The sequence below is a fragment of the Duganella sp. P38 genome (assembly GCF_050859475.1).
Lineage (GTDB): Bacteria > Pseudomonadota > Gammaproteobacteria > Burkholderiales > Burkholderiaceae_D > Rugamonas.
On record NZ_CP193936.1, the window covers coordinates 3,013,302 to 3,039,054 of the forward strand.

21 protein-coding genes and 2 pseudogenes are annotated in these 25,753 nt (G+C 65.7%); 8 read left to right on the top strand and 15 right to left on the bottom strand.

Annotated elements, in window-relative coordinates; all coding sequences use genetic code 11:
• Window positions 1-59 precede the first annotated feature (59 nt).
• From ACRQ5J_RS13960 to dcd, 5 genes and pseudogenes are all read left to right on the top strand, one after another.
• Window positions 60-2,378, top strand: a complete 2,319-nt coding sequence (locus ACRQ5J_RS13960; protein ID WP_432377513.1) for a type I secretion system permease/ATPase — start codon at window positions 60-62, stop codon at window positions 2,376-2,378.
• Window positions 2,375-3,691: an HlyD family type I secretion periplasmic adaptor subunit gene (locus tag ACRQ5J_RS13965; protein ID WP_432377514.1), complete on the top strand. Its 1,317-nt coding sequence runs from the start codon at window positions 2,375-2,377 to the stop codon at window positions 3,689-3,691. The genes ACRQ5J_RS13960 and ACRQ5J_RS13965 overlap by 4 nt, the downstream gene beginning before the upstream one ends.
• Window positions 3,691-5,073 carry a TolC family protein gene (locus tag ACRQ5J_RS13970; protein ID WP_432377515.1) on the top strand — a complete coding sequence of 461 codons (1,383 nt, stop codon included), beginning with the start codon at window positions 3,691-3,693 and terminating at the stop codon, window positions 5,071-5,073. The genes ACRQ5J_RS13965 and ACRQ5J_RS13970 overlap by 1 nt, the downstream gene beginning before the upstream one ends.
• A 70-nt stretch (window positions 5,074-5,143) precedes the next feature.
• Window positions 5,144-5,966: pseudogene (locus tag ACRQ5J_RS13975) on the top strand (alpha/beta fold hydrolase).
• A gap of 20 nt (window positions 5,967-5,986) precedes the next feature.
• Window positions 5,987-6,553, top strand: coding sequence for a dCTP deaminase (dcd, locus tag ACRQ5J_RS13980; RefSeq protein WP_161014070.1), 567 nt, complete (start codon window positions 5,987-5,989; stop codon window positions 6,551-6,553).
• Between the two features lie 28 nt (window positions 6,554-6,581).
• Here the strand turns inward: dcd and ACRQ5J_RS13985 are convergent, their stop codons facing one another.
• From ACRQ5J_RS13985 to ACRQ5J_RS13995, 3 genes are all read right to left on the bottom strand, one after another.
• Window positions 6,582-6,839, bottom strand: a complete 258-nt coding sequence (locus ACRQ5J_RS13985) for a hypothetical protein (protein ID WP_432377516.1) — start codon at window positions 6,837-6,839, stop codon at window positions 6,582-6,584.
• A gap of 74 nt (window positions 6,840-6,913) precedes the next feature.
• On the bottom strand, window positions 6,914-8,503 hold the full coding sequence (locus ACRQ5J_RS13990; RefSeq protein WP_432377517.1) for an ATP-binding protein: 1,590 nt from the start codon (window positions 8,501-8,503) through the stop codon (window positions 6,914-6,916).
• 3 nt (window positions 8,504-8,506) lie between these two features.
• Window positions 8,507-9,199, bottom strand: a complete 693-nt coding sequence (locus ACRQ5J_RS13995) for a response regulator transcription factor (protein ID WP_432377518.1) — start codon at window positions 9,197-9,199, stop codon at window positions 8,507-8,509.
• Between the two features lie 200 nt (window positions 9,200-9,399).
• On the opposite strand from ACRQ5J_RS13995, the gene ACRQ5J_RS14000 reads away from it, so the two are divergent.
• The 3 genes from ACRQ5J_RS14000 (at window position 9,400) to ACRQ5J_RS14010 (ending at window position 11,642) form a co-directional block, all read left to right on the top strand.
• Window positions 9,400-9,966: a Spy/CpxP family protein refolding chaperone gene (locus ACRQ5J_RS14000; protein WP_432377519.1), complete on the top strand. Its 567-nt coding sequence runs from the start codon at window positions 9,400-9,402 to the stop codon at window positions 9,964-9,966.
• Window positions 9,967-9,997: 31 nt separating this feature from the next.
• Window positions 9,998-10,660: a hypothetical protein gene (locus ACRQ5J_RS14005; protein WP_432377520.1), complete on the top strand. Its 663-nt coding sequence runs from the start codon at window positions 9,998-10,000 to the stop codon at window positions 10,658-10,660.
• Window positions 10,661-10,733: 73 nt separating this feature from the next.
• A complete protein-coding gene (locus ACRQ5J_RS14010; RefSeq protein ID WP_432377521.1) occupies window positions 10,734-11,642 on the top strand; it encodes an intradiol ring-cleavage dioxygenase in 909 nt (302 codons plus the stop codon).
• Window positions 11,643-11,657: 15 nt separating this feature from the next.
• Here the strand turns inward: ACRQ5J_RS14010 and ACRQ5J_RS14015 are convergent.
• The 12 genes and pseudogenes from ACRQ5J_RS14015 to ACRQ5J_RS14070 form a co-directional block, all read right to left on the bottom strand.
• A pseudogene (locus ACRQ5J_RS14015) lies at window positions 11,658-13,092 on the bottom strand (DUF1501 domain-containing protein).
• A gap of 10 nt (window positions 13,093-13,102) precedes the next feature.
• Window positions 13,103-14,878: a DUF1800 domain-containing protein gene (locus ACRQ5J_RS14020; protein ID WP_432377522.1), complete on the bottom strand. Its 1,776-nt coding sequence runs from the start codon at window positions 14,876-14,878 to the stop codon at window positions 13,103-13,105.
• Window positions 14,879-15,159: 281 nt separating this feature from the next.
• Window positions 15,160-17,412 (bottom strand): Orn/Lys/Arg decarboxylase N-terminal domain-containing protein, encoded by a 2,253-nt coding sequence (locus ACRQ5J_RS14025; RefSeq protein ID WP_432377523.1) that lies wholly within the window; start codon window positions 17,410-17,412, stop codon window positions 15,160-15,162.
• Between the two features lie 193 nt (window positions 17,413-17,605).
• Window positions 17,606-18,178 (bottom strand): DUF4337 domain-containing protein, encoded by a 573-nt coding sequence (locus tag ACRQ5J_RS14030; protein ID WP_432377524.1) that lies wholly within the window; start codon window positions 18,176-18,178, stop codon window positions 17,606-17,608.
• Window positions 18,179-18,193: 15 nt separating this feature from the next.
• A complete protein-coding gene (locus ACRQ5J_RS14035) occupies window positions 18,194-18,679 on the bottom strand; it encodes a dihydrofolate reductase (protein ID WP_432377525.1) in 486 nt (161 codons plus the stop codon).
• Complete coding sequence (locus tag ACRQ5J_RS14040; RefSeq protein ID WP_432377526.1) at window positions 18,672-19,379, bottom strand: alpha/beta fold hydrolase; 708 nt, start codon at window positions 19,377-19,379, stop codon at window positions 18,672-18,674. Before ACRQ5J_RS14040 ends, ACRQ5J_RS14035 begins: the two co-directional genes overlap by 8 nt.
• 2 nt (window positions 19,380-19,381) lie before the next feature.
• On the bottom strand, window positions 19,382-20,353 hold the full coding sequence (locus tag ACRQ5J_RS14045; RefSeq protein WP_432377527.1) for a thymidylate synthase: 972 nt from the start codon (window positions 20,351-20,353) through the stop codon (window positions 19,382-19,384).
• A gap of 40 nt (window positions 20,354-20,393) precedes the next feature.
• On the bottom strand, window positions 20,394-22,043 hold the full coding sequence (locus tag ACRQ5J_RS14050) for a DEAD/DEAH box helicase (protein ID WP_432377528.1): 1,650 nt from the start codon (window positions 22,041-22,043) through the stop codon (window positions 20,394-20,396).
• 13 nt (window positions 22,044-22,056) lie between these two features.
• A complete protein-coding gene (locus ACRQ5J_RS14055) occupies window positions 22,057-23,142 on the bottom strand; it encodes a threonine aldolase family protein (RefSeq protein ID WP_432377529.1) in 1,086 nt (361 codons plus the stop codon).
• Between the two features lie 32 nt (window positions 23,143-23,174).
• Window positions 23,175-23,354, bottom strand: a complete 180-nt coding sequence (locus ACRQ5J_RS14060; RefSeq protein WP_432377530.1) for a sterol desaturase family protein — start codon at window positions 23,352-23,354, stop codon at window positions 23,175-23,177.
• A 16-nt stretch (window positions 23,355-23,370) separates the two neighbouring features.
• Window positions 23,371-23,946: a sterol desaturase family protein gene (locus ACRQ5J_RS14065; RefSeq protein ID WP_432377531.1), complete on the bottom strand. Its 576-nt coding sequence runs from the start codon at window positions 23,944-23,946 to the stop codon at window positions 23,371-23,373.
• A gap of 67 nt (window positions 23,947-24,013) precedes the next feature.
• Window positions 24,014-25,717 (bottom strand): ABC transporter transmembrane domain-containing protein, encoded by a 1,704-nt coding sequence (locus ACRQ5J_RS14070; protein ID WP_432377532.1) that lies wholly within the window; start codon window positions 25,715-25,717, stop codon window positions 24,014-24,016.
• Window positions 25,718-25,753: the final 36 nt, after the last annotated feature.

A 25,753-nucleotide genomic window follows, 5' to 3' on the forward strand; every position in this document is an offset into this window, starting at 1 on the left:
GCAGAATATCGCCAGCAGTGTGTTTTCACACCCGATATCCCGCCCATCCTGGATTCTCTATGACCGCTCCGTCCGCCTCCGCTGATCAGATCGACCACGTCGATCCCGCGCCGCTGCGCGAAGCGATCATCTTCCTGACGCGCTTCTTCGGCACGGCGGTGCAGGCCGAACGCCTGCGCGCCAGCCTGGAGTCGAGCCAGCCCGATGCGCTGGACCAGGCGCTGGCGCACGGCGGCCTGGTCGGTACGGCGCTGCCGGCCCTGGCCGCGCGCCGTCCGACCGAAATGCCGGCCTTGCTGATCAATGGCGCAGGGCAGGCGCTGGTGGTGCTGGCCATCGCCGACGGCAGATACGAGTGCCACGTGCCCGGCATCAACGGCAACAGCTGGCTGGACGCCGACGCGCTGGCGGCCGAGGTGCCGGACGGCCGCTGGGTGGCGGTGCGCCCCATCATGTTTTTCGACCAGCGCAGCCTGTTGTACGCGATGCCTGTCAACGGCAGCTGGTTCTGGGACGTCTTCAAGCGCAACAGCTGGATCTTCCGCTGGGCGCTGCTCGGCACGCTGGTGCTGAACGTCATCGGTACGCTGGTGCCGTTTTATTCGATGGCCGTGTACGACCGCGTGATTCCCAATAACGCCACGTCCAGCCTGTGGGTGCTGACTATCGCTGCGGTGGCCCTGACCGGGTTCGAGCTGATGCTGCGGCTGCTGCGCGGCGAACTGGTGGAAACGGCGGCGCGGCGCATGGACGTGGCGCTGTCGGCCAGCATCTTTTCGCAATGCCTGCGGCTGCGCGCGGCCAGCCGTCCGGCCTCCGGCGGGGCGCTCGCGAACACCGTGCGCGACTTCGAGTCGGTGCGCGAGTTTTTCGCCTCCAGCACGCTGACCGCGCTTGGCGACATGCCTTTCCTGCTGTTGTACGTGGTGGTGATCGCGCTGGTCGGCGGCTGGCTGGCGCTGGTGCCGCTGGCGGCCATGCCGATCCTGCTGCTGGTGGCCATGCACGCCAAGCGCAAGCTGGCGCAGCACGTCGCCGCGTCGATGCAGGAAAGCGGCCAGCGCACCGCGCACCTGTTTGAAACCATGAACGGCCTCGATACCATCAAGGCGCTCGGCGCCGAGGCGTGGAGCCGCCGCAAGTGGGAAAGCCTGACCGTGGCGATCGCCGCCAACAGCGTCGAGACGCGCGAGATCACCACCCGCGTCAACTATGTCAACGCCGCCGTCATGGCGCTGTCGACCACCGCCGTGGTGACCGTTGGCGCGCTGCTGATGGGCGAAAAGCTGCTGACGCTGGGGCAAATCATCGCCGTCAGCATGCTGGCCAGCCGCGCGCTGGCGCCGATTAACACCATCGCCGGCCTGATCATGCGCTGGGAGCAGACCAAGCTGTCGTACGCCGCGCTCAACAAGATTATGGAAGCGCCGACCGACGACGACGACGCCAGTGTGCAGGCGCCGCCGCTGAAGGGGCGGATCGAATTCCGTGACGTGACGTTTGCGTATCCGAATTCGCCGGCGCTGCTGGAAAAGCTGAACCTGGTGATACGGCCCGGCGAGCGCGTCGGCATTATCGGCAAGCTCGGTTCGGGCAAAAGTACCTTGCTGCGCCTGCTGCTGAACCAGTACGGGCCGGAGGCGGGCGCGGTGCTGTTCGACGATTTTTCGAGCACCCAGCTGGAGCCGCTCAGCCTGCGCCGCCAGGTTGGCTATGTGCCGCAGGATGTGACGCTGTTCCATGGAACGCTGCGCGAGAATATTGAACTGGGCCGCAGCCAGCCCGACGATAGCCAACTGCTCGAAGCGATCCGCCTGGCCTGCCTGGACGATATCGTGACGCAGTTGCCGAATGGCGTGGCAACCGAGGTCGGCGAGCGTGGCGAGCGCCTGTCCGGCGGCCAGCGCCAGGCCGTCGCCATGGCGCGCGCGCTGCTGGCCAAGCCGCCGGTGCTGTTGCTGGATGAGCCGAGCAGCATGTTCGATCCGGGCACCGAGCAGCGCCTGATCGCGCGCCTGCGCACGTTGCAGGACACCACCATTGTGCTGGTCACGCACCGCATGGCGATGCTGGGCCTGGTGGACCGCCTGATCGTATTCGACCGCGGCCGCATCGTTGCCGACGGCCCGCGCGACGACGTGCTGCGCGCGCTGGGCCAGTCGCATGGCGGCGCGCAGACGCCGGCGCCGTCAGCCCCAACGCCGGCACCATCCGCCCGTGCACCGGCGCCATCCGCCACAGCGTCCGCGTCCGAGCAGCCGCCCGGCGACGGCGGGCCGGTCGTCACCAACACGGTCAACAGCAGCGCGAACACCGTGGACGGCCGGCTGCACGTCGTATCCGGCAAACTCAATCTCAGCGCCGGAGCCGCCGTATGAGCACGCACCCTAACGCCCGCGCGCTGGCGCCGGCGCATCCGGACCCGGAGCGCGAACCGCGCCGCATCATTGCGCACATGATTGCGCTGGTGGCCTTGCTCATCGGCGCCGCGCTGGTGTGGGGCGCCTTTGCCGAACTCGATGTGTCGGTGCATGGACGCGGCGCGGTCCGGCCGCCGAGCAGCTTGCAGGAAGTGCAAAGCCTGGAAGGCGGCATCGTGCGCGAAATGCTGGTGCGTCCCGGCCAGCAGGTCAAGCGCGGACAATTGCTGGTGCGGCTGGACACCGCCCAGTACGATGCCAATCTCGGCGCCAGCCAGCAGAACCGGCTGGCGGCGCTGGCCGGCCGCGCGCGCCTCGACGCGCTGCTGACCGGCGGTGCGCCCCGATTCGACCCGGCCTGGCAGCGCGCGGCGCCGGACATCGTGGCCAAGGAATTACAGTCATGGCGCGACGGCCAGCGCGAATACGCGGCATCGACTGCGGCCGGCCAGGAGGCCGTGACGCGCCGCCAGAGCGAACTGCTGGAAGCGCAGGGCCGTCTCGCGCAACTGGAGGCCAGCGTCAAGCTGGGCGTGGAAAGCCTCGCCATCGAAGAACGCCTGTACCGGGAAGGCGCCGGCTCGCGCAGCGAATTCCTGACCGCGCAGCAGCGCGTGCTGCAACAGCGCACCGAACTCGATGGCCTGCGGCTGTCGCTGCCGCGCCTGAAGGCGCAAGTGGCCGAAGCCAAGGCCCAGGCCAGCGAAACGGCAGCGCGCATGCGGGCGCAGTGGGGCGCGCAGCGCAGCGAATACGAAGCCAAGGCCGGCGCGCTGGCCAGCACGGTGGCCGGGCAGCAGGACCAGGTGAGCCGCCGCGAGATCGTCGCGCCGGTCGACGGCGTGGTCAACCGCGTACTGGTGGCGACCGTCGGCGGCGTCGCCGCGCCGGGCAAGCCCATCCTGGAAATCGTGCCGGCCGACGCGGAAGTGGAAATCTCCGTGCGCGTGAAGCCAAACGAGATCGGCTTCATCCATGTAGGCCAGACGGCATCGGCCAACATCATGGCGTACGACGCCACCACCTACGGCCGCATGAAGGCGACCGTCACCCGCGTTGGCGCGGACGCGATTCCCGACGAGCGCAACGAGCCGTACTTCGAAGTCCAGCTCAGCACCGACCGCCGCCAGCTCACCGAGCATGGCAAGGTGCTGCCCATCACGCCTGGCATGTCGGTGGATGTCGGCATCCTGACCGGGCGCCGCTCGGTGCTGCAATATATCTTCAAACCGGTGTTGCGCGGCTTGCAAGCGTCGCTGGAGGAGCGTTAATGCGGACGGTGAAACTGGCATTGCTGGCTGCCGCATGCATGTCGGCCGCGCTGGCGCAGGGCGCGCCCGCCGCCGGCCCCGGTATGGCGCTGGACAATGCGCCGCGCGCGCCGGTGTTGTCGGCGGCTGGCCTTGAAGCTGGCGACAAGCCGCTGCCACCGCCAGCGCCGGGCTTGCCCGCGCTGCTCAAGCGCGCCATCCCGCGCGATCCGCAGGTGATGGCGGCCGCCGCCGCTTTGCGCGGCGCCGAGGCGCGCTATAAACAGGCGCGTTCGCGCATGTTGCCCAACCTGGGGCTGGAGTCCGCCAAGGGCCGCAGCAACGACCTTGACCTGGGCCAGCCGGTGGACCGCCGCACCCAGACGGTGGACGCCACGTTGCGCTGGAATATCGCCAACGGCGGCGCTGACATGGCCGAGCTGCGCGCCAGCTGGCGCGACGTCGCGGCCGCCGAGGCGGACCTGCGCAAGGCCAGGGACGACTGCGCGGAAAAACTGGCCGACGCGTACTTCGATGTGCAGCGCCTGAACCACACGCTGGCCCTGTCGCTGGTGCGCCTGAGCGAGGTGGGGCAACTGGTGGCGCTGGTGGCGCGCCAGACGGAGGCGGGCAAGGCGTCACAGCTTGACACGCAGCAGGCGCAAAGCTCGCAACTGGACGCCGAGCTGACGCAGGACAGCCTGCTGGCCGAGCGCGATGCCGCGCTGGTCAAGCTACAGGTGCTGGCCGGCGAGGCCGTGCCGGAACTGCGTGAATTCACCTTTGCCCAGCCGCTTGCCGACCTCGATCCCGGCGACAGCGCCGCGCCGCTGTCTGCCGCCAAAGAGCGCGCCGCCGCCGCGCGCCTGCGCGTGCGCAGCTGGGCATCGACCATGGCGCCCAAGGTGGATGTGCAATTGCGCCGCAACCTCAACAACCACACCGATCCGGCGCCGACGACGATATCGCAGCGCGGCTGGTCGATCGGCATCAACTGGGACATCCCGCTGGGCGGCGAAAGCCAGTATCGGCGCAACGAAACCATCAGCCGCGCTGACCAGGCGGACGCCGAAGTGCTGCGCGTGGGCCAGGTAGCGCGCGCCGAACGCGACAGCCTGCCGGCGCGCATCGCCAGCGCCGAACGCTCGCTGGCGCTGCTCGATGCGCAGGTGGTCAAGATGGCCGCACTGGTGCACGGCACCGGCATCCAGTTCGAGGCGGGACGGCGCAACCTGCAGCAGATCATCCAGACGCGCGACAGCTATTTCTCGGTGCAGCAGCGTCGCATCGAGCAGAGCCACAAGCTGTTGCTGGCGCAGATGCGCCAGCGCACGCTGGCCGGCCAGTTGCTGCCGGCCTTCGGCCTGGCCGACGAACGCACGGCCGTGCCGCCGCCGAATTAGAGCGTTTCCACCAGTCTCTGGCCCCCGCTCACATTACAATGGGGAAAAAACAACCACACGGAGACCGCTTGTGAGCAAGCCCAAGCTGCATTTCGCGCACGCCAACAGCTACCCGGCGGGCGTCTACCGCCAGTATTTCGCGCTGCTGGCGGACGATTTCGATATCCAGAGCCTCGACATGCACGCCCATAATCCGCGCTACCCGGTCACCGACGGCTGGCCGCACCTGGTGGACGAATACATCAACGAACTGAGCAGCCGCTACGAGCGAGCCGGTGATCCTGGTCGGCCATTCGCTGGGCGGCATGTTGAGCCTGATGGTGGCGCAGCAGCGCCTGGACCTGGTGCGCTGCGTGGTGATGCTGGACGCGCCCGTGGTCGGCGGCTGGCGCGCGCTGGCGTGGCGCCTGATCAAGCGGCTGGGCCGCGCCTACGGCGTGCCGCCGGCCAAGTTCTCGATCCGCCGTCGCAATGTGTGGCCGAGCGTGGAGGCGGCCTACCAGCACTTCGCCGCCAAGGACCTGTTTGCCGCGTGGGCGGCGGGCGTGCTCGGCGATTACATGGACAGCGGCCTCAAGCCCCATGCGGACGGCGTGCAGCTGCGCTATACGCGCGAAAACGAAACCGCCGTCTATGCGACGCTGCCGCATCACTTGCCCAGGCTGCTGCGCGGCGGCTACCCGGTGCCGATCGGCTTCATCGGCGGCGACAACTCGTGGGAGACCAGCCAGTCCGGCCACCGGCACACCAAGGCGCTGGTCGGCCGGCATTTCCGCATCATCCCCGGCGGCCACCTGTTCCCGATGGAGAACCCGGCGGCGGCGGCGGCGGCCACCCGGGAAATGATTGTGGCGCTGCTCTCTGGCTTTAGCGTAAAATCCCGGGCATTGTAAAACTTTAGGATTGCCTCGCGATGACGATTAAAAGCGATAAATGGATACGCCGCATGGCGGAAGAACATGGGATGATTGAACCGTTCTTCCCGGACCAGATCCGCCAGGAAGACGGCCGCAAGGTCATTTCGTACGGTACCTCGTCGTATGGCTATGACATTCGCTGCGCCGACGAGTTCAAGGTATTCACCAACATCAACAGCACCATCGTCGACCCGAAGAACTTCGATTCGAATTCCTTCGTGGACGTGAAAAGCGACGTCTGCATCATCCCGCCGAACTCGTTCGCGCTGGCGCGCACCATGGAGTACTTCCGCATTCCGCGCAGCGTGCTGACCGTGTGCCTGGGCAAATCGACCTACGCCCGCTGCGGCATCATCGTCAACGTCACGCCGTTCGAGCCGGAATGGGAAGGTTATGTGACGCTGGAGTTCTCCAACACCACGCCGCTGCCGGCGAAAATCTATGCCGGCGAGGGCTGCGCGCAGGTGCTGTTCTTCGAGAGCGACGAGCTGTGCGACGTGTCGTACAAGGACCGCAACGGCAAGTACCAGGGCCAGCATGGCGTGACCCTGCCGAAGGCATAAAACGGAAAAGCGGGCCAGGGCCCGCTTTTTACAGCTTGATGTCTTCCGGCCGCAGCGCGACGTAGGGCTGGATCGACAGCAGGCCCGGATCGATATCCGCCAGGTCGCTGGCGTAGCGGCGCGCCTTGGCCTCGTTGGCGGCCTCCTCGGCCGCGTACAGGCCTTGCAGCATCAGCAGAAAGCGCTGGCTGTCGCGGGCGGTTTGCAGTTCGGCATCCACTTGGGCCAGAGCCTCGTCCGGCTTTCCCTTCACGCGCAACTGCGCGACTTTGAGTAAAGTTTCCATGGCGATATTCCGTGCGTGTAAAACGCTACTATAGCAAAATATTTCCATGTGGCAATAGTTAATTGATGCTCAATTCAGGCCTTGACCGGAAGTATCATTTCCACGCAGAGGCCGCCACCGTCGCGGTTGCTGGCGCGAATGCTGCCGCCATGCGCCTCAACCACGTGCTGGGCGATGGCCAGGCCGAGGCCGTGGCCTTCGGTGCTGGCATTGCTGGAGCGGAAGAAGGGCTGGAAAATGGTTTCCAGGTCGGCCGGCGCGACGCCGGGACCCCGGTCCAGCACGCGGATGACGAGCTTGCTGCTCTCCGGCGCCAAGCGCGATTGCAGGATCACTTCGCCGCCGTCCGGGCTGTGCTTGATGGCGTTGCGCACCACGTTCTCGATGGCGCGGCCCAGCAGGTCCGGCTGGCCTATCACCTGCACGTCCGCTTCGCCTTCCCGCACCACGCTGCGCTGCTGGCTGGCCGCCTCGTAGTGGGCGTCGTCGACGATCTGGCCCAGCAGGTCGGCCATGCTGATTTCTTCCTGTGAGGCTTTGATGGCGCCGGCTTCGAGCCGGGCCAGCGTCAGCAATTCGCCGACCAGCTTGTCCATGCGGACGCTTTCGCGCTCGATGCGTTCCATCGACGCGCTCCATTTTTCCGGCTGCTGGTGCGCCAGGCCGATGGCCGCCTGCAGGCGCGCCAGCGGCGAGCGCAGTTCGTGCGAGACGTCGTGCAGCAGGCGGGTCTGGCCGTCGATCAGGCTGCGCAGGCGGGCTGTCATGATGTCGAAGTCGCGGCCCAGGTCGTTCAGTTCGGTGCCGCTCTTGCCGCTGGCGCCGGCGAAGCGGGGCGCTAGGTCGCCATTGGCGGCGGCGTTGAAGGCTTCGCGCAGGGCGCGGATTGGGCGCGAGAAGTACCACGCCAGCAGCACCGCGAACAGCAGGCTGGCGGCGGTGGCGGCGGCGATCGGCACCCACGGGCCGAGCGGCTGGAAGCGCGGGCCCCACGGACGGTCGCCCATGTCCGGGCCGCCCTGCATGCCAGGGCCAGGGAAGCCGCCGTCGGGACGCGCGCCATCGCCACCGCCGCTGGCGGACATCGGGCCGGGATAGCCGGCGCCGCCGGGCCTCGGGCCAACGCCGCCGTCGCCTTCGGTCGGGCCGGAGCCGCGGCGCTCGACGCCGTCCAGCACGGACGCCGCTTTCATCGCCATCTGCGCACCGCCGCCGAGGTTGGCCAGCAGCGGACGGTTGTCGCCGTCCATGCCGCGCTGACGCTCGCCCGACGGCAGGAATAGCAAGTAGCGCTTGCCGTCGTCGCCCAGCACCTGGCGCACCCCGCGGCGCCGGCCGTCGTCCTTCAGCCGCGCGCGCGATTCCTGCAAGGTTTTCGGGTTGACGATGCGTTCCAGCAGTTCATGTCCCTGCTCATCCACCGCGTAGACGCGGTGACGTTCCATGCTCTCCAGCATCCGCGCCAGCGCCTTGACGCCACCAAACTCCAACGTCGCGGCAGCCGCGTTGACGGCCATCTCGGCCGGCGGGCTGGTGTCCAGATTCACTTGCTGGGGCGGCTGCTGATTGCGGTTCTTCAGCCAGATGGCGCCGCCGATCCCCACGGTCGCGGCCAACTGCGCCAGAAAAATGGACAGGAAAAACTTCCAGAACAAACGGCCCAAGGCTTACTCCTTGATCAGCTGGTAGCCGAGGCGGTACACGGTTTGCAGGCAGGAGCGGCCGTCGGCAATGGTGCCGAGCTTGTGACGCAGCGAACTCAGGTGCACGTCGATGTTGCGGTCGAAGCGCGCCAAGGGACGCCCCAGGCCTTGCTCCGACAGCGTGTTCTTGCTGACCGGCCGGCCGGCGTTGCGCGCCAACACTTCCAGCAGGTTGAATTCGGTGCTGGTCAGCTCCAGCTTGTCGCCGCCCCAGGTGGCGCGGCGCTGTTCCGGCCACATGGTCAGCTGGCCGACGGTGATGGCGGTCTGCTGGGTGTGGTCGGCCGGCGTGCTCTGCGCGCGGCGCAGGATGGCGCGGATGCGGGCGGTCAGCTCGCGCGGCGTGCACGGCTTGGCCACGTAATCGTCGGCGCCCAGCTCCAGGCCGACGATGCGGTCGGTATCGTCGCCGCGCCCGGTCAGCATCAGGATCGGCAATTGGCTGTTGCTGCGGATGCGGCGCAGCGTTTCCAGACCGTTCATGCGCGGCATCATCACATCGAGGATGGCGATGGCGTACATGCCGGTGAACGCCTCGGCGGTGCCGGCTTCGCCGTCGTGGACCATCTTGACGTCGAAACCTTCCTGTTCCAGGTATTCCTTGAACATGCCCACCAGTTCGATGTCATCGTCTATCAGCAGAACTTTGCTTTTCATTGCTTTTTCTCTAGGTACAGATCACCTATCTTAACAGTTCGCGCTGGCGCAAAGCGGCGGTTTTACCCGGTTTTACAGCGTCTTGCCGCACGACAATCTGATGTCAGATCATCATCTTTACCTTGATTTACCTTGCCCTAACGTCACTTAACACGGCCGGCCCGGAGAATGGCGGCTCACTACCAATCAAGGAATAGGGCATGAAAACACTGAAACTGAACCTGCTGGCCGCCATTCTGGCGCTGCCGCTGTTGACCGTGGCAGGCGCAGCCCGCGCCGAGGATGCGAATGTCGCGCCACCGCCGGCGCAAGGCGAAGGCCCGGACGGCGGCCCGCAACACGATGGCCCCGGCAGCCCGCAGCGCGGCGGCCCGGAGGGCGGCCCCGGTTTTGGCCCCGGACCTGGTCCCGGCTTCGGCCCGGCCTTCGGTCCCGGCTTCGGTCCCGGCCGTCCGCCATTCTTCCGTGGCGTCGAGTTGAGCGAAGCGCAGCAGGACAAGGTATTTGCCATCCTGCACGCCGAGGCGCCATACCTGCGCGACCAGGCCAAGGCCGCCGGCAAGGCGCGCGAAGCGCTGCGCGCGCTGGCCGGCGCCGATAAGTACGACGACGCCAAGGCCGCCGCGCTGGCCAAGGAGGCCGCCACCGCAGACGCCAACATCGTGCTTCAGCATATCCGCACCCGGCAAAAACTGCTGGCCGTGCTGACCCCTGAGCAGCGCAAGCAGCAGGCCGAAGAACAACCGCGCCATCCGCAGCGCCCGTAATCCCAACCCTCAACCACAAGCGGAGAGTCGTATGTCCATCAGCGCCCTGAGTTCCACCAGCGCCGCCAGCGCGCTCAGTTTCCTGAGCCGTCTGAGCAGCACCAACAGCATCAGCAGCAAAAACAGCGCCAACAGCACCGAGGCGGTGCGTCCGCCGCCACCGCCCGACGGCGGCGGCTTTGCCGACGCCATTGCCGAAGCGCTGAAGTCGATCGGCGTCACCGACACCAGCACCGACGCCAGCAGCGATGCCTCGGCCAGCACCACGACTGAAACCACCGACAGCAGCGACGTGGCGGCGGCGCTGGGCAGCTTCCTGCAAAGCCTGATGGGCGCGCTGCACGCGCAAAACAGCGATGGTCCTCAGGAACCGCCGCCATACGGCGAGCAGCAGGCTGGCGCGGGCGGGCCGGGCAAGCTGGAATCGGACCTGAAAAGCCTGATCGCCAAGCTGAGCGCCGACCCGGCCGAAAGCAGCGACGCCAGCGACGCGGTCGACCAGCTGGAATCGTCATTCGCCAATCTGCTGGACAAGCTGGGTGCAAGCAGCGCGGATAGCGCCGACAGCGCCTCCGCAAGCAGCACCAGCACCAGCACCGACGCCGCCACCAAGCTGGCAGCGTTCCTGCAAGCGCTGTCGAGCAAGGTCGGCGGCAGCGGCGCCAGCGGCAACCTGGTCAACACCACGGTCTGACGACCCACCACGCAGTTACCGCCGCCGCGCCGCGTGCGCGGGCGGCGGCTTTCACACCCAAGCAGGAGCAGGCATGGAAAACCACCACGACGAACACGAACATAGCCTGGCGGCCGACCTGACCGCCATGCTCAACCTGAACGGCGACCGTCGCCAGACGCTGCGCTGGCTGCTGGCCGGCGCCTCCGCGCTGCCGCTGCTGGGCTGCGGCGGCGGTTCCGACAGCAGCGACACCGCCAGCACTTCGAGCACCACCACCACCGGCACCTCGACCGGCGCCAGCACTGGCACGACCACAACCACAACCACCACAACCACCACGCCAACAGTCGGCTCATGCTCGGTAATTCCGGAAGAAACCGGCGGCCCGTACCCGGCCGACGGCACCAACAGCAACAGCAGCGGCGTGGTCAATGTGCTGACCCAGTCCGGCGTGGTGCGCAGCGACATCCGCAGCAGCTTCGGCAGCGCCAGCGGGACGGCGGCCGGTGTGCCGCTGACCATCAAGCTGCAAATCGTCAACGCCAACAACAACTGCGCTGCGCTGGCGAATGCCGCTGTCTACCTGTGGCATTGCGACCGCGACGGCAACTACTCGTTGTACTCGTCGGGCGTGACGAGCGAAAACTACCTGCGCGGCGTGCAGGAAACCGACAGCAGCGGCAACCTGACCTTCACCACGATTTATCCGGGCTGCTATTCGGGCCGCGTGCCGCACGTGCACTTCGAGGTGTATCCATCGCTGGCCAGGGCGACCAGCGCGTCCAGCCGCATCAAGACCTCGCAATTCACCTTCCCGGTTGCCACCAGCACCGAGGTCTATGCCACCACCGGCTACAGCGCCAGCGTGCGCAACCTCGCTGCCATCAGCTTTGCCACCGACAACGTGTTCAGCGACGGCTACTCGTTGCAGATGGCGACCATTACCGGCAACGTCACCGACGGCTATGTGGCCACGCTGGTGGTGGCTGTCTCGGCGTGACGCAGCCGCCCGGATTCAGGCGGCCATGAAGCCGAGGTCGCGGTTGTTGAAATTGACGATGCCGGGGAACACGTCAATGACCTGGCTCGGCGACAGGCCGAACCACTTGGCCAGCGTGGCGCCATACTGGTCGACCGAGGTGGTTGGCAGCAGCGAGCCGGAGCCGACGTCCAGCGCGTGGCCGAGGCCGGTCACGGGCATGCTGCCGTAGATGTCCTTGCCCTTGACCGCGCCGCCCATGACGAAGTGGTGCGATCCCCAGCCGTGGTCGGTGCCGTCGCCATTGCTGCTGAAGGTGCGGCCGAAGTCCGACGCGGTGAACAGCGTGACCTGGTTGCGCATGTCCGTGCCTTGCAGACTGGCCATGACGCCGTCGAAATACGCCATGGCATGGGCCAGCTTGGCCAGCAGGTCGGCGTGGTTGGCGCGCTGGTAGTCGTGCGTGTCGAAGCCGCCGAGGTTGACGTAAAACACCTGGCGGCGCGCGCCCAGCCCGTTGCGCCCGCCGATGATGCGCGCCACCGTTTGCAGTTGCACCGCCAGCGGATTGACGGCGGCCACGCCGGTGTTCGGATTAACGTAGGGCGTCGGGTCCGGCACGCCGGTGCCGGCCGCCAGCATCGCGCTGCTCAGCGCGGCCTGGGCATTGACGGCGCGCGTGACCACTGCCGCATGCTCCTTCTGGAACAGGTCGGACTGGTCGGCCGAAACGATCTGGCGCAGCGGATTGCTGCCTGCGGGCAGGCCGAACAGGCCGTCGTTGATGCGGTTGATCGGCGCCGCGCTGGTGCCGCTGATCTGGTACTGGCGCACCGAGCGTCCGGCCAGGAACAGCGCAGTGCCGGCGCTGGAAATACAGGTGAACTGGGCATTGCCGTTGGCCGAGGCCAGCAGATCGGCCATGCGGCCGCCCCAGCCGGAAGCAGCCGAAGATCTCGGTCTGCGACGCTTGCCAGGTGGCTTGCTGGTCGTTGTGCGAGAACAGGCGCGACGGCAATTGCACGCTTCTTGTCTTGTACTGCGTGAGCGTGGTCGGCTGCACCAGCGTGCCGACATTGGCCAGGATGCCGAGGCGGCCGGCGTCGAACAATTGCTTCAGCGGGCCGAGCGACGGATGCAGCGCGAAGCTGCGACCGCCTTGCGGGGTGTTCGGTTCGATCGGCAGCACGCCGCCGGTGGCGCCGACGCCGGGCAGGGCGATCGAGCCGCCGTCGCTGGTTTCACGGATGCGTTGATATTCGCTCCACGAACCGCTGTCGGTGGGCAGCACGGTATTGAAGTGGTCGTTACCGCCGGTCATGAACAGGCAGACCAGCGCCTTGTAGTCGCCGGCGCCTTGCGCGGCGGCCGTGCCCATGGCGGCCAGGTTGAGCGTGAAGGGCGCCGCGCCGGCGCCGGCGGCGGCCAGCATTTTGCCGAGGAATTGACGACGGGATGGGTGGTGGTGCATGGCGGTCCTCTTAGCGTTGGGCCAGGTATTCGGGCGAGGCCATCGTCAGGTAGACGGCCAGATAAACACGGTTCTTGCGCGCGGTTTCCACCGTGCCGCTGTTGTTTGCGGTGGCGGCAGGCAGGTTGACTGCGTTCAGCGCGGTGATCAGCTGATTGCGTAGCGTGCTGGACATCTGGCCGGCCAGCAACAGCAGGTTGACGCGGTCAACCAGTTGCGCCGGCTGCTCGGCCAGCGCCAGTTCCGCGCTGTAATCCGGCATGATGTCGCGGTTGCCGCCAACGCCGTACTGCACGGCGGTCTGCATGTAGTTCAGGTAGCCGGTCACCGACGGTTCGCCGGTGATCTGCATCTCCGGCGCTACCATGCCCGCCGAGGACAGCGCGGTATTTGGCGGCGTATAGCCTGGACGGAAGTAGTTGAACACCGACGGCGCGCGGAACGGCGTCTGGCCCAGGCTGGTCATCGGGTCGTCCGTGTTGGCCATCATGAAGCGGCCGGTGGTTGACTTGGCGTTGAACGCACGCATCCAGTGGGCCAGCCGCAGAATCGGTTCGCGCAGCTTTTTGGCGTTGCCGGTGGCAGGGGCTTCCGGATCGAGCAGGATGGCGCGGATGACGGCGCGCATGTCGCCGCGTACACCGGCGCCGTTGTTGTTGAACACGCCAGCCACGCGGCTGACGTAGGCCGGGCTAGGGTTGCTGCTCACCAGGCGCTGGATCAGCTGGCGGCCGATGAACGGGCCGACATTCGGGTGGTTGAACAGCGTGTCCAGCGCCACTTTCAGGTCGGCTTCGCCGCTGCCGTTGGTGGTGGCGCCAAGGAAGCTCTTGCTGGCGGTGGAGTGGAAGGCCGGGTACTGCTGCATCGGCGTCCAGTCGCGCGCGGCATAGGCGTTGCCGCCATTGAAGCGCGTGGTGCTCTGGTCCGGACCGGCCCAGCTCCAGCCGGTGAAGACCTTGGCCAGGCCCATCACATCCTCATGGCTGTAAGTCTCGACCGGCTGGCCGCCGCTGAGTTTGTTGCTGCCGTCCTGGTTCAGCTGGTACAGGCCGATGGTCATCAGCTGCATCACTTCGCGCGCGAAGTTTTCGTCGGGCACGCGGGTGCCGCTTTCCTTCTTGTTGCGCAGGTGGCTCATGTACAGGCCCATCATCGGATGCAGGGCGACATTCTCCAGCAGCGTGCGGAAGTTGCCGAAGGCATTCTGGCCCAGCATGTCGTAGTACGAGGCCACGCCTTCAGGACGGGTGGCCAGCTCGCTACCGACGATGGACACCACGAAGATCTGCGACAGCGCAAACGCCACGCGCTGTCGCAGCTGGTCGTCACCGGTCACCGCCTGTTTCCAGAACGATTCATAGGCCTGGTTCTGGCCGATGGTGACACCTGCGGCAGCCGCCAGCACGACGTTATTGCGGTGCTGCGAAGGCGCCATCTGGAACTGGGCGTTCAGCCATTCCGCCTTGCTGCTGGCGGCAAGCTCGTCGATGCTGGCCGCGGTCGGGCCGAACGTGGCCTGGGCCAGGAACTGCGCGGCCGCCTGCCGGGTCGGGCGCGTGGTGGCGTCCGCCGCCGTGACCGGCGGCAGCGATGGCTCGACTGGGGCGGCCGGCGCGGGCGTGCTCTCTGGCAGCGTGGCGCCGCCGCTGGTTGAGCCGCCGCTGCCGCTGGAGCCGGTGGAGCCGGTGGAGCCGCCGGAGCCGCTTGATATGGGCGCGGTGGCGCCGGAGCTGCCGGCGCTGCTTCCGCCGCCACCGCCGCCGCAGGCGGCCAGCGTTAGCATCAGAGCGGCAAGTAATGGGGATCGAAGTTTCACGATATTGGCCTATGGAAATAACAGGCTAATTGTGACACGAGACGATTTAAATTATTTCTTATCTTGCAGCCAAAATTGACTTATTAAGCTTTTTATTGGCGAAGTTAGTTCATTATGTCGGCATTTTGAGAGAAGTTTATAAAGCGAAAACTAACATGATGATTTGTAAATGTCACATCCATGCAACGGAAAATTTACAAGTAATAAAAAAGGCGGCCGAGGCCGCCTTTTCGTTACGCAGATGGGGTTTATTGCTTGACGCAATCCACGAAGTAGCCGCGCTTGCCGTCCACCTCGCGTTTGACGAGGCCGTGCACGTCGGTTTCGAAGCCGGGGAAGCGCTCGTTGAAGTCGCGTGCGAAGCGCAGGTAGTCGACGATGGTCTTGTTGAAGCGCTCGCCCGGGATCAGCAGCGGAATGCCCGGCGGGTAAGGCGTCAGCAGGATCGAGGTGATGCGGCCTTCCAGTTCGTCGATGGCGACGCGTTCGATTTCGCGGTGCGCCATCTTGGCGAACGCTTCCGACGGCTTCATCGCCGGCACCATGTCCGACAGGTACATTTCGGTGGTCAGGCGCGCCACGTCATAGGCTTTGTAGAAGTCGTGGATCTGCTGGCACAGGTCGCGCAGGCCGACCTTTTCGTAGGTCGGGTTGGCGGCCGCGAATTCCGGCAGGATGCGCCACATCGGCTGGTTCTTGTCGTAGTCGTCCTTGAACTGTTGCAGCGCGGTCAGCAGCGTGTTCCAGCGGCCCTTGGTGATGCCGATGGTGAACATGATGAAGAACGAGTACAGGCCGCACTTCTCGATGATGACGCCGTGCTCGGCCAGGTACTTGGTGACGATCGACGCCGGAATGCCGCTCTCGTCGAACTTGCCGTCCAGCGACAGGCCCGGATTGACGATGGTGGCCTTGATCGGGTCCAGCATGTTGAAGCCCGGCGCCAGCTTGCCGAAGCCGTGCCAGTCGTCTTCCGCCTTGATGATCCAGTCTTCGCGCGAGCCGATGCCTTCCTCGGCGAATTCGTTCGGGCCCCAGACCTTGAACCACCAGTCGTTGCCCCATTCCTGGTCGATTTTCTTCATGGCGCGGCGGAAGTCCAGCGCCTCCAGGATCGATTCCTCCACCAGCGCGGTGCCGCCCGGCGCTTCCATCATGGCGGCGGCGACGTCGCACGAGGCGATGATCGAGTATTGCGGCGAGGTCGAGGTGTGCATCAGGTAGGCCTCGTTGAAGGCGTCCTGGTCCAGCTTAACCGATTCCGATTCGCGCACCAGCACCTGCGAGGCCTGCGACAGGCCGGCCAGCAGCTTGTGGGTCGACTGGGTCGAGAAGATCATCGACTCTTTCGCGCGCGGACGGTCCTTGCCGATGGCGTGCATATTCTTGTAGAAGTCGTGGAAGGTGGCGTGCGGCAGCCAGGCTTCGTCGAAGTGCAGGGTGTCGATCTGGCCGTCCAGCAGCTCGCGCAGGGTTTCCACGTTGTAGACCACGCCGTCGTAGGTCGACTGGGTGATGGTCAGGATGCGCGGCTTCTTGTTCACCGCTTCGCGCGCGAACGGGTTGGCTTCGATCTTGCGCATGATGCTCTCCATCGAGAACTCTTCCAGCGGGATCGGGCCGATGATGCCGAGGTGGTTGCGCGTCGGCATCAGGAACACCGGAATCGCGCCGCACATGATGATCGAGTGCAGGATCGACTTGTGGCAGTTGCGGTCGACCACGACGATATCGCCGGGCGCGACGGTCGAGTGCCAGACCATCTTGTTCGAGGTCGAGGTGCCGTTGGTGACGAAGTAGCAGTGGTCGGCGTTGAAGATGCGCGCGGCGTTGCGCTCGGACTTGGCCACCGGGCCGGTGTGGTCGAGCAGCTGTCCCAGCTCTTCGACGGCGTTGCAGACGTCGGCGCGCAGCATGTTCTCGCCGAAGAACTGGTGGAACATCTGGCCGATCGGCGACTTCAGGAAGGCCACGCCGCCCGAGTGGCCCGGGCAGTGCCACGAGTAGGAGCCGTCGTTGGCGTATTCGACCAGCGCGCGGAAGAACGGCGGCGCCAGGCCGTCCAGGTAGGACTTGGCTTCGCGGATGATGTGGCGGGCGACGAATTCCGGCGTGTCCTCGAACATGTGGATGAAGCCGTGCAGCTCGCGCAGGATATCGTTCGGGATGTGGCGCGAGGTGCGGGTTTCGCCGTACAGGTAGATCGGGATGTCGGCGTTCTTGTGGCGGATTTCCTCGACGAAGGCGCGCAGCGATTTCAGCGCGGTGTCGGTGTCCTCGGTCGAGCCGGTGCCGAATTCTTCATCGTCGATCGACAGCACGAAGGCCGAGGCGCGCGACTGCTGCTGGGCGAACTGCGACAGGTCGCCGTAGCTGGTCACGCCCACCACTTCCATGCCTTCTTTTTCCATGGCGTCGGCCAAGGCGCGAATGCCCAGGCCGGACGTGTTCTCGGAACGGAAATCCTCGTCAATAATGACGATGGGGAAACGAAATTTCATGCATGTCTCCAAAAAGCAAGCCGCCCCTGACTTGTGTGGAGGGGCGGACTAGGGCGCGACCGGTGGGCCGCAAAAAAATAAGAACGGGATTCTCGCAGAAATAGCCGCTCTGCGGGAAAAAATTATCGTACCAGAATGCATGAGTGACATGACGCCCCAATGACAGGGAGAAATGTCACTCGATCAATGTTGCTTAGTGGCCACCGAACCAGGCGAGCGCGCCCAGCACGATGCCGACGCCGGCCACGCCGTAGGCCAGGCCCATCATCCACTTTTTGCGCGTGAGCAGGGTAATAGCGGCCAGCGAGATGGCGATCTGCTCGGCGGTGGTGGCCAGCGCCCACTCGTGGTGCTTGTGCATGGCTTCTTCCGACTTGTGGTTCCATTCCTTTGAGGATGCCTCGAACTTCTCGGCTTCCTTCTTGATTTCTTCCTTGTCGTGCTTGTAGCGCGCGACATCGGCCTCGTAGCGCTTCGGATCGACGCCGGGCAGCGTCATCGCCAGCTCGGCCAGGTTCTGGCGCGCCGACTTGGCCTGGTAATAATTCCAGCGGTTGGCGGCCTCGGTCTTGTCGATGGCGGCGTTGTTCTTGAACATGGCCGCGTCGTTCTGCGTGGCGCCGCCGAGGTAGCCGAAGGCCGCGCCGACGGTGGCGAGGATCGCCGTCATCACGGCGATATTGTTGGAAAAACCGTCGCCGCCATGCGCGGCGTGTTCGACCGCGTGATCGTGCGGGCCGTGAACGTGGAAGCCTGAACCAGACATGGGTATCCTTAAAACTTACACCTTGCGGCGCAGGGTGACAAAAGCGTAGTGCAAACCGGATGCCTCCGAAACGTGTTCCTCGCGGGCGGCTTCCTGCCACGCGCTGGCGTCGATTTCGGGGAAGAAGGCATCGCAGTCGTAGGTATGGGCGATCTGCGTGATAATCAACTGGTCGGCCAGGTGCAGCGATTGCTTGTAGATTTCGGCGCCGCCGATGACAAAGCCTTCGGCGCCGTCCAGCAGCGCGATGGCTGCCTCGATTGAACCGACCGTCTCGACACCGTCGTGCGTCCATTTATCGTTACGCGTGACGACAATATTGCGGCGGTTCGGCAGCGGCCGGCCGATCGACTCGAAGGTCTTGCGGCCCATGATGATCGGGTGGCCGCTGGTGGTGCGCTTGAAGTGCGCCAGGTCTTCCGGCAGCTTCCACGGCAGGGTGTTGTTGATGCCGATGCCGCGCTGGGCGTCGGTGGCGACGATGATGGTCAGTTTACTCATGGTGTGATTGATAGAAGGCTTGCATGTAATCGGCCAGCAGTTGCGGCGCTTCCAGCGGCATCATGTGGCCGGCGCCGTCGTCGGCGTTGAGCACGTGCAGCCGGGCGTTGGGGCAGTTGGCGGCCAGCTCGCGCACGTCGTCGGCCGGCGCCAGCTTGTCCAGTTCCGAGCCGATGATGAGCACCGGGCAGCGCAGCTCGCGCACGCGCTGCATCAGGTCAGGGCGCTCGATGGTGCTGCGGAACTGCGCCAGCAGCACGTCCTTGCCGAGGTCCACGGCCATTTGCTGGATCACGTCGATGAGGGCGCCATCGTCCAGGTGCTGCGGCGCGACGATTTCGCGCAGCCGCATTTGCGTCATGCCCGTGTACTGGTTCTTCTCCAGTTGCGGAATGATGCGTTCGCGCGTGGCTTTTTCCTTGTCCGCCAGCTTTTTGCCGGCGCTGCCGATGATGGTTAGCGAGCGCACGCGCTCCGGCTGCGCCAGCGCGTATTCCAGCGCCAGGTAGGCGCCCAGCGAGAAGCCGACCAGATTGGCCTGCGGTGCGCTGTGGGCGCCGATCAGTTCCAGCATCTGGCCGCGCGTCTGCGCCTGGTACAGCGGCACGTGGTTGAAGGTGTAGCCGTCGCCCAGCAGCGGCAGCAGGCGGCCCCACATGCGTTCGTCGCACAGCGTGCCGGGAACGAAGTCCAGCTGCATTGTTATACCGCCATGGGGGCCGTGATCGGGGCGTGGTGCTGGTAGCCTTCCAGCGCGAAGTCGGAGGGCTCGATCTTTTCCAGCCATTCCGGTTGGTATTTGCCGGTCTGCGCGAACGCGGGCACGCGCTCGGAGATGATCAGCTGCGGCAGCGGGAACGGTTCGCGCTTCAGCTGTTCCTGCACCATGTCCATGTGGTTCTCGTAGATATGGGCGTCGCCGATGAAGTAGGTGAACCAGCGCGGCGTGTAGCCGGTCAGGCGGCCGACCAGGTGCATCAGCGCGGCGCCTTCGGCCAGGTTGAATGGCGTGCCCAGGCCCAGGTCGTTCGAGCGCACGTAGAGGCACATCGACAGTTCCCTGGTGGTCGGGTTGGGGATGAACTGGTACAGCAGGTGGCAGGCCGGCAGGGCGACGGCGTCCAGCACGGCCGGGTTCCATCCGTGGAACAGGATGCGGCGGCTGCCGGGATTATTGACGATGGTGTCCAGGCATTCACGCAACTGGTCGATGGCTTTGTAGAGCAGCACTTTCTGCACGCCGTCTTCTTCCAGTTGCGAGACGATGGTGAAACCGTGCGCTTGCGCGTCGGCGATTTGCGCCGGCTGGTCAGCGTCGAGCAGCTTGTAGCCCGGCCATTGGCGCCATTGCACGCCGTAGACCGGGCCCAGGTCGTCGGTGCCGAGGCGATAGGGGTTGTCCAGCCATTGCTGGTTTTCGTTGGCGTTCTGATCCCAAACCTTGCAGCCCAGCGCGCGGAAATCGGCGGCGCTGCGCGAGGCGCGCAGGAAGGCGCACAACTCGCCGACCACGGATTTGAATGCCAGCTTTTTGGTCGTCACCGCAGGAAAACCCTTGGTCAGGTCGAAGCGCATCATCGCGCCCGGCACGCTCAGCGTGCGGATGCCGGTGCGGTTGTCTTGCCAGCTGCCGGTGTCGATGACGGTTTGGATCAGGTCCAGGTATTGCTGCATTCAGTTCTCCAACGTGGGGTGTCGCTCAAAGACGCGTATTTTAGCAGGGCGGCCGCGCCGCCGTGCGGCGTCTAGCGGGAGCCTGACTTGGGCTTGCGGCCGCCGGTCTGCGCGGCGGCGCGGCCGGCAGACCGCGCCTGCGACTTGGCCCCGCGCCCCCCGCGACCACCACCGCGCCCTGCGACTTGACGCCGCGCCCTCCGGCAGCGACCGCTGCGGCCTGAGGCTTGACCCCGCGTCCCCCTGCCGCTGCTACCGCGCCCTTCGGCGCGGCGTAGCCGTCGCCGCCCGACCTGCTGCCGCCGGCGTTACCCCGTGCAGCGCCGCCGCTGCTGTTGCCTGGCGCGCGGTCGCGGCCTGGTGTCTTGACCTTCTCTTCCGGCGTCCAGATGCCGAGCGAGGCGCTGCCGCCGGCCGGCCGCGCTTCAGTCTTGGCCGCCGCCGGCGCTTTGCTTAAGGGCTTGGCGCTGCCTGGCCGCCTGGCCGCGTTCGGAGCAGGGCCCTTGCGTGCCGGCGACGCGCCGGTCGCGCCTTTGGCTGACGTCTCCGGCACCCGGTGATCCGCCTCGAAGCCCGCTTCCTCGTAGCGCGGAATCGCCTGGCGCGTCAGCGCTTCGATGGCGCGCAGCGTGTCCACCTCATCGGCGCACACCAGCGACACCGCTTCGCCCTCCAGCCCCGCGCGCCCGGTCCGGCCGATGCGGTGGATGTAGTCCTCCGCCACCGTCGGCAGATCGAAGTTAACCACCAGCGGCAGCGCCTCGATGTCCAGCCCGCGCGCCGCCACGTCGGTGGCGATCAGCAGTTGCACTTCCTTGCGCTTGAAGCGGTCCAGCGCGCGCAGGCGGGCCGGCTGGGTCTTGTCGCCGTGGATGGCGTCCGCTGTCAGGCCGTGCGCCTGCAAGTCCTTCACAAGCGCCTCGGCGCCTTTGCGCGTTTTGACGAACACCAGCGCCTGCGCCCAACCCAGCTTGTTCAGCAGATGCAGGAACAACTCCGGCTTGCGGCGCTTGTCGGTCGTCACCAGCCACTGCTTCACCGAGCGCACGGCAGTATTCGCCGCCGCCACCTGGATCGACACCGCATCCTTCAACATCCCCTTGGCCAGTTTGCGAATCTCATCCGAGAAGGTGGCCGAGAACAGCAAGGTCTGGCGCTGCTTGGGCAGCGCCGCCAGCAGGATATCCAGATCGCGCTCGAAGCCCAGATCGAGCATGCGGTCGGCCTCGTCGAGCACCAGCGTTTGCAACAGCGCGAAGTTGATCGCGCCCTGATCGTGCAAGTCGATCAAGCGGCCCGGCGTCGCCACCAGCACGTCCAACCCCTTGCGCAGCTTGGCGATCTGCGGCGCGATATCGACGCCGCCATAGGCCACCGCGCTACGCAACGGCAGGTTGCCGCCATAGCTGCGGAAGCTTTCGTAAACCTGTTCGGCCAGCTCGCGCGTCGGCACCAGCACCAGCGCCCGCACGCACTGCGGCTCGGTGACGCCATCCATCGTCAGGCGATGCAGGATCGGCAGCGCAAAGCCGGCCGTCTTGCCGGTGCCGGTTTGCGCGGCCGCCATCACATCGCGGCCCGCCAGCACGGCCGGAATGGCCTGTTTCTGCACAGGCGTAGGCTGCTTGTAGCCGAGCGCATTCAGCGTGCGCAATAAAGGGTCGATCAGACCAAGTGCTTGAAAAGTCATGTAAATTCAATCGTTAATGGACCAGCGCTTCGGACCACAGGTCCAGAATATCGCGCACACGCTGGTCCGGAAGTTGTAGCAGGTTGTCGCCGACATACAGCTCGACGTAGCTGCGATCCGGCAGCGCCGCATGATGGGCGCCATTGAACAGCCACACGCCATGCTGCTCGGCGATGCGGCTGCGGATGTCCAGAGCGCGCTCACGCTCCACCGGCAGGTGGATGTGCAGCATATTCGCGTGCGGCCGCGCAGGGTTGGGCGTCAGCAGCGGGAACGCGCGCAGCGCCTCGTACAGCCATTGCGTGCGCTTAAAGTAGTCAGGCATGGCGGCCAGCCGCGCATCGAACTGCATCGCCGCCGCCACCACGTACGGCGTGCGCTGGTACACATTGCCGCCCTGGCGGCGATACCATTCCGCCGCCTTGGCAACGAAGGCCGCGCTGCCGGCCAGCATCGCGCCGCCCATGCCGCCGATGCCTTTGTAGAGCGACACGTAAGCGCTGTCGAAGCCCGCCGCGATCTCGCCGACAGGGCGGCCATACGCCGCCGCCGTCTCCCACAGGCGCGCGCCGTCCATGTGCAGGTGTATGCCCTGTTCATGGCAATAAGCCTTGATGGCGGCCAGTTCGTCCCAGTCCGGGCATTGGCCGCCGATCTCGCGCGCCGGCAGTTCCAGCGTGGCCGCGCCCAGCCGGTCGGGGATCGCCTTCAGTTCATTGAGCGTCCATGGGCGATGCGGATCGCCGATCTGCAAGGCATCGAAATGGTCGAAGAGCTGATGGTTGCCGCGTTCATGCTTCAGAATGTGCGACGTCGGATGCAGCGCCACCAGATTGCTGCCGCGCTCCGCGCAGGCGATACGCAGCGCGGTCGCTTGCGTCATGGTGCCGGTGATGCAGAACACGGCCGCCTCAAAGCCCAGCAGGCGCGCGACTTTCTGTTCGAAATCCTGTATCAGCGCGCCGTTGCCGTAGACGTCGTGCGACACGCCATGCGTCTCGCACCACTCGCCCATGGCCGCAAACAGCGCGGCGGGCGATAGCGCGCGGTGACCCGGTATATGCGTGTGGCACCGCTGTTTGAGTTCTGCGTCGGTCATGGTGTATTCCTGAAAGGCGGAATGTTACCACTTCAGCCTCGGTCGGCACGCAATCCGGCCTCGCGGTAGTGCTGATCGTAGTGGGGCGACAGTGTGCCCATCATGCGGTCCCAGAACAGGAAATGCCAGCCGAAGTTGTAGCGGGCCTTGGCGTGGTGCACATTGTGGGCGGTCGAGGTGTTGATCCAGCGGCCCAGCCAATGGCGCGACATCGCACGCGGGAACAGTTCATAGCCCAGATGCGTATAAACCCGCGTACGAGGTGTTGATGATGCTGAAGACAAGCAGCGCCCAGCCGGTCATCGGCACGATCATCAGAGTCAGTACGGCCGCGCCGCTGTCGACCAGCGCTTCCAGCGGATTGACCGAATACGTCGACCAGGGGTTGGTGTTGGTCGAACGATGATGCGTGCGATGGAACCAGCGGAACAGCCGGCGATGATGCATCAGTCGATGGGTCCAGTAAAAGTAGGTGTCCTGGATGATCATCGCCAGCACTATGCTGAGGAAGAAGTACGGCCAGCCATGGGTGTCGATGCGCGGGTAGAACTGCGTGTGCCGCCAGAAACCGAAATAGAATAGCACTGGCAAAAAACTGGAGAATACGATGATGCTGCCGACCGACGTCCACAACTCGCGTCGGATCTGCGCCGGCTGCACCTGTGCGGCCTGCAATGGCGAGCGTTTGCCGCGCCGCAGGCGCCACCATAGCCACATGGCGAAGAACGCGCCGGCAATCACCAGGTAGTACAACACCGTCTGTTGGAGATTGAGCAGGATTCTGGACAACAGAGGATGGTGCATGGCGTCTCCGTCGCGGTGGGAGACGCCATCTTAAGGCCGGCGCGCGCCGGCTGTGCTTATAAAATCATTAATGCTGGGCGTGCACGTGGTGGAACTGCAGCGCCGCCAGGTTGGCGTAGATGCCGCCCAGCGCGACCAGCGAGGCGTGCGTGCCGGTTTCCACGATCCTGCCGTCTTCCATGACGATGATGCGGTCGGCCCGCTGCACCGTCGCCAGCCGGTGCGCGATGATGACGGTGGTGCGGCCAACCATGGCCGCTTCCAGCGCCTTCTGCACCAGGCGTTCCGATTCCGCGTCCAGCGCGCTGGTGGCTTCGTCCAACAGCAGCAACGGCGGATTTTTCAGCAGCGCGCGGGCGATGGCGATGCGTTGGCGCTGGCCGCCGGACAGGCGCACGCCGCGCTCGCCGAGGAACGACTGGTAGCCTTGCGGCAGTCGCTCGATGAATTCGTGGGCGGCCGCCAGTCTGGCGGCGGCGATGACTTCTTCATCGGTCGCGTCGGCGCGGCCGTAGCGGATGTTCTCCATGGCGTTGGCCGAGAAGATCACCGTATCCTGCGGCACGATGCCGATGGCGCCGCGCAGCGTGTGCAGGTCCAGCTGCTTGATGTCGACGCCATCGAGCTTGATGCTGCCGCTTTGCGGATCGTAGAAGCGCAGGAACAGCTGGAACAGCGTGGTCTTGCCGGCGCCGGATGGGCCAACCACCGCCACCGTTTCACCCGGCTGGATGTCCAGCGCGACGTGATCGAGCGAGTTGGTTTCCGGGCGCGAAGGGTAGGAGAACACCACGTCGCTCAGCGTCAGCGCGGCGCCGTTGGCGGCGCGCGGTGGCAATGGCAATGGCTGCGCCGGCGGCTGAATCTTCGATTTTACCGACATCAGTTCCAGCAGGCGCTCGGTGGCGCCGGCGGCGCGCTGCGCCTCGCCCATCACCTCGGACAGCGCGCCGATGGCGCCGGCCACGATGGAGGCATAGAGGATGAACTGACCGAGATCGCCGCCGGTCATCTCGCCCGACAGCACCGCGTGTGCGCCCAGCCACAGCACAAACACGATGGCGCCAAACACCAGCACAATCGCCAGCATGGTCAGCACGGCGCGCGCGCGGATGCGGCGCATGGCGGTCTGGAACGCGCCTTCGACCGAGCCGCCGAAGCGGTCAGACTCGATCTTCTCATGGGTGAAGGCCTGCACCGTCGGCATGGCGTTGAGGATTTCGCCGGCCATGGCCGAGGCGTCGGCCACCCGATCCTGCGAGTCGCGCGACAGCTTGCGCACGCGGCGGCCATACATCACGATCGGCAGCACGGTCAGGATCAGCAGGCCGATGATGATGGCCGACAGTTTGGGACTGGTCACGAACAGCATCACCAGGCCGCCGATGAACAGCAGCATATTACGCAGTGCCATCGAGATGCTGGTGCCGACCACCGATTGAATCAGCGTGGTGTCGGTGGTGATGCGCGACAGGACTTCGCCGGTTTGCGTGGTTTCGAAAAATTCCGGGCTTTGCGTGACCACATGGCGGTAGACGGCGCTGCGGATGTCGGCGGTGACGCGCTCGCCGAGCCAGGATACGGTGTAGAAGCGCGCCGCCGTGGCCAGCGCCAGGATGGTGGCGAGGCCGAACAGCGCCAGGAAAACCAGGTCGACATGCTGGATGCTCTTGGCGCCGGCGCCGCCGAATCCGAGGTCGATCATCTGCTTGAAGGCGGCCGGAATGGCCAGCGTGGAAGCCGCCGCCACCACCAGCGCAATCCCGGCCATGGCGAACTGGCGCTTGTACGGCGCGAGGAAAGGCGC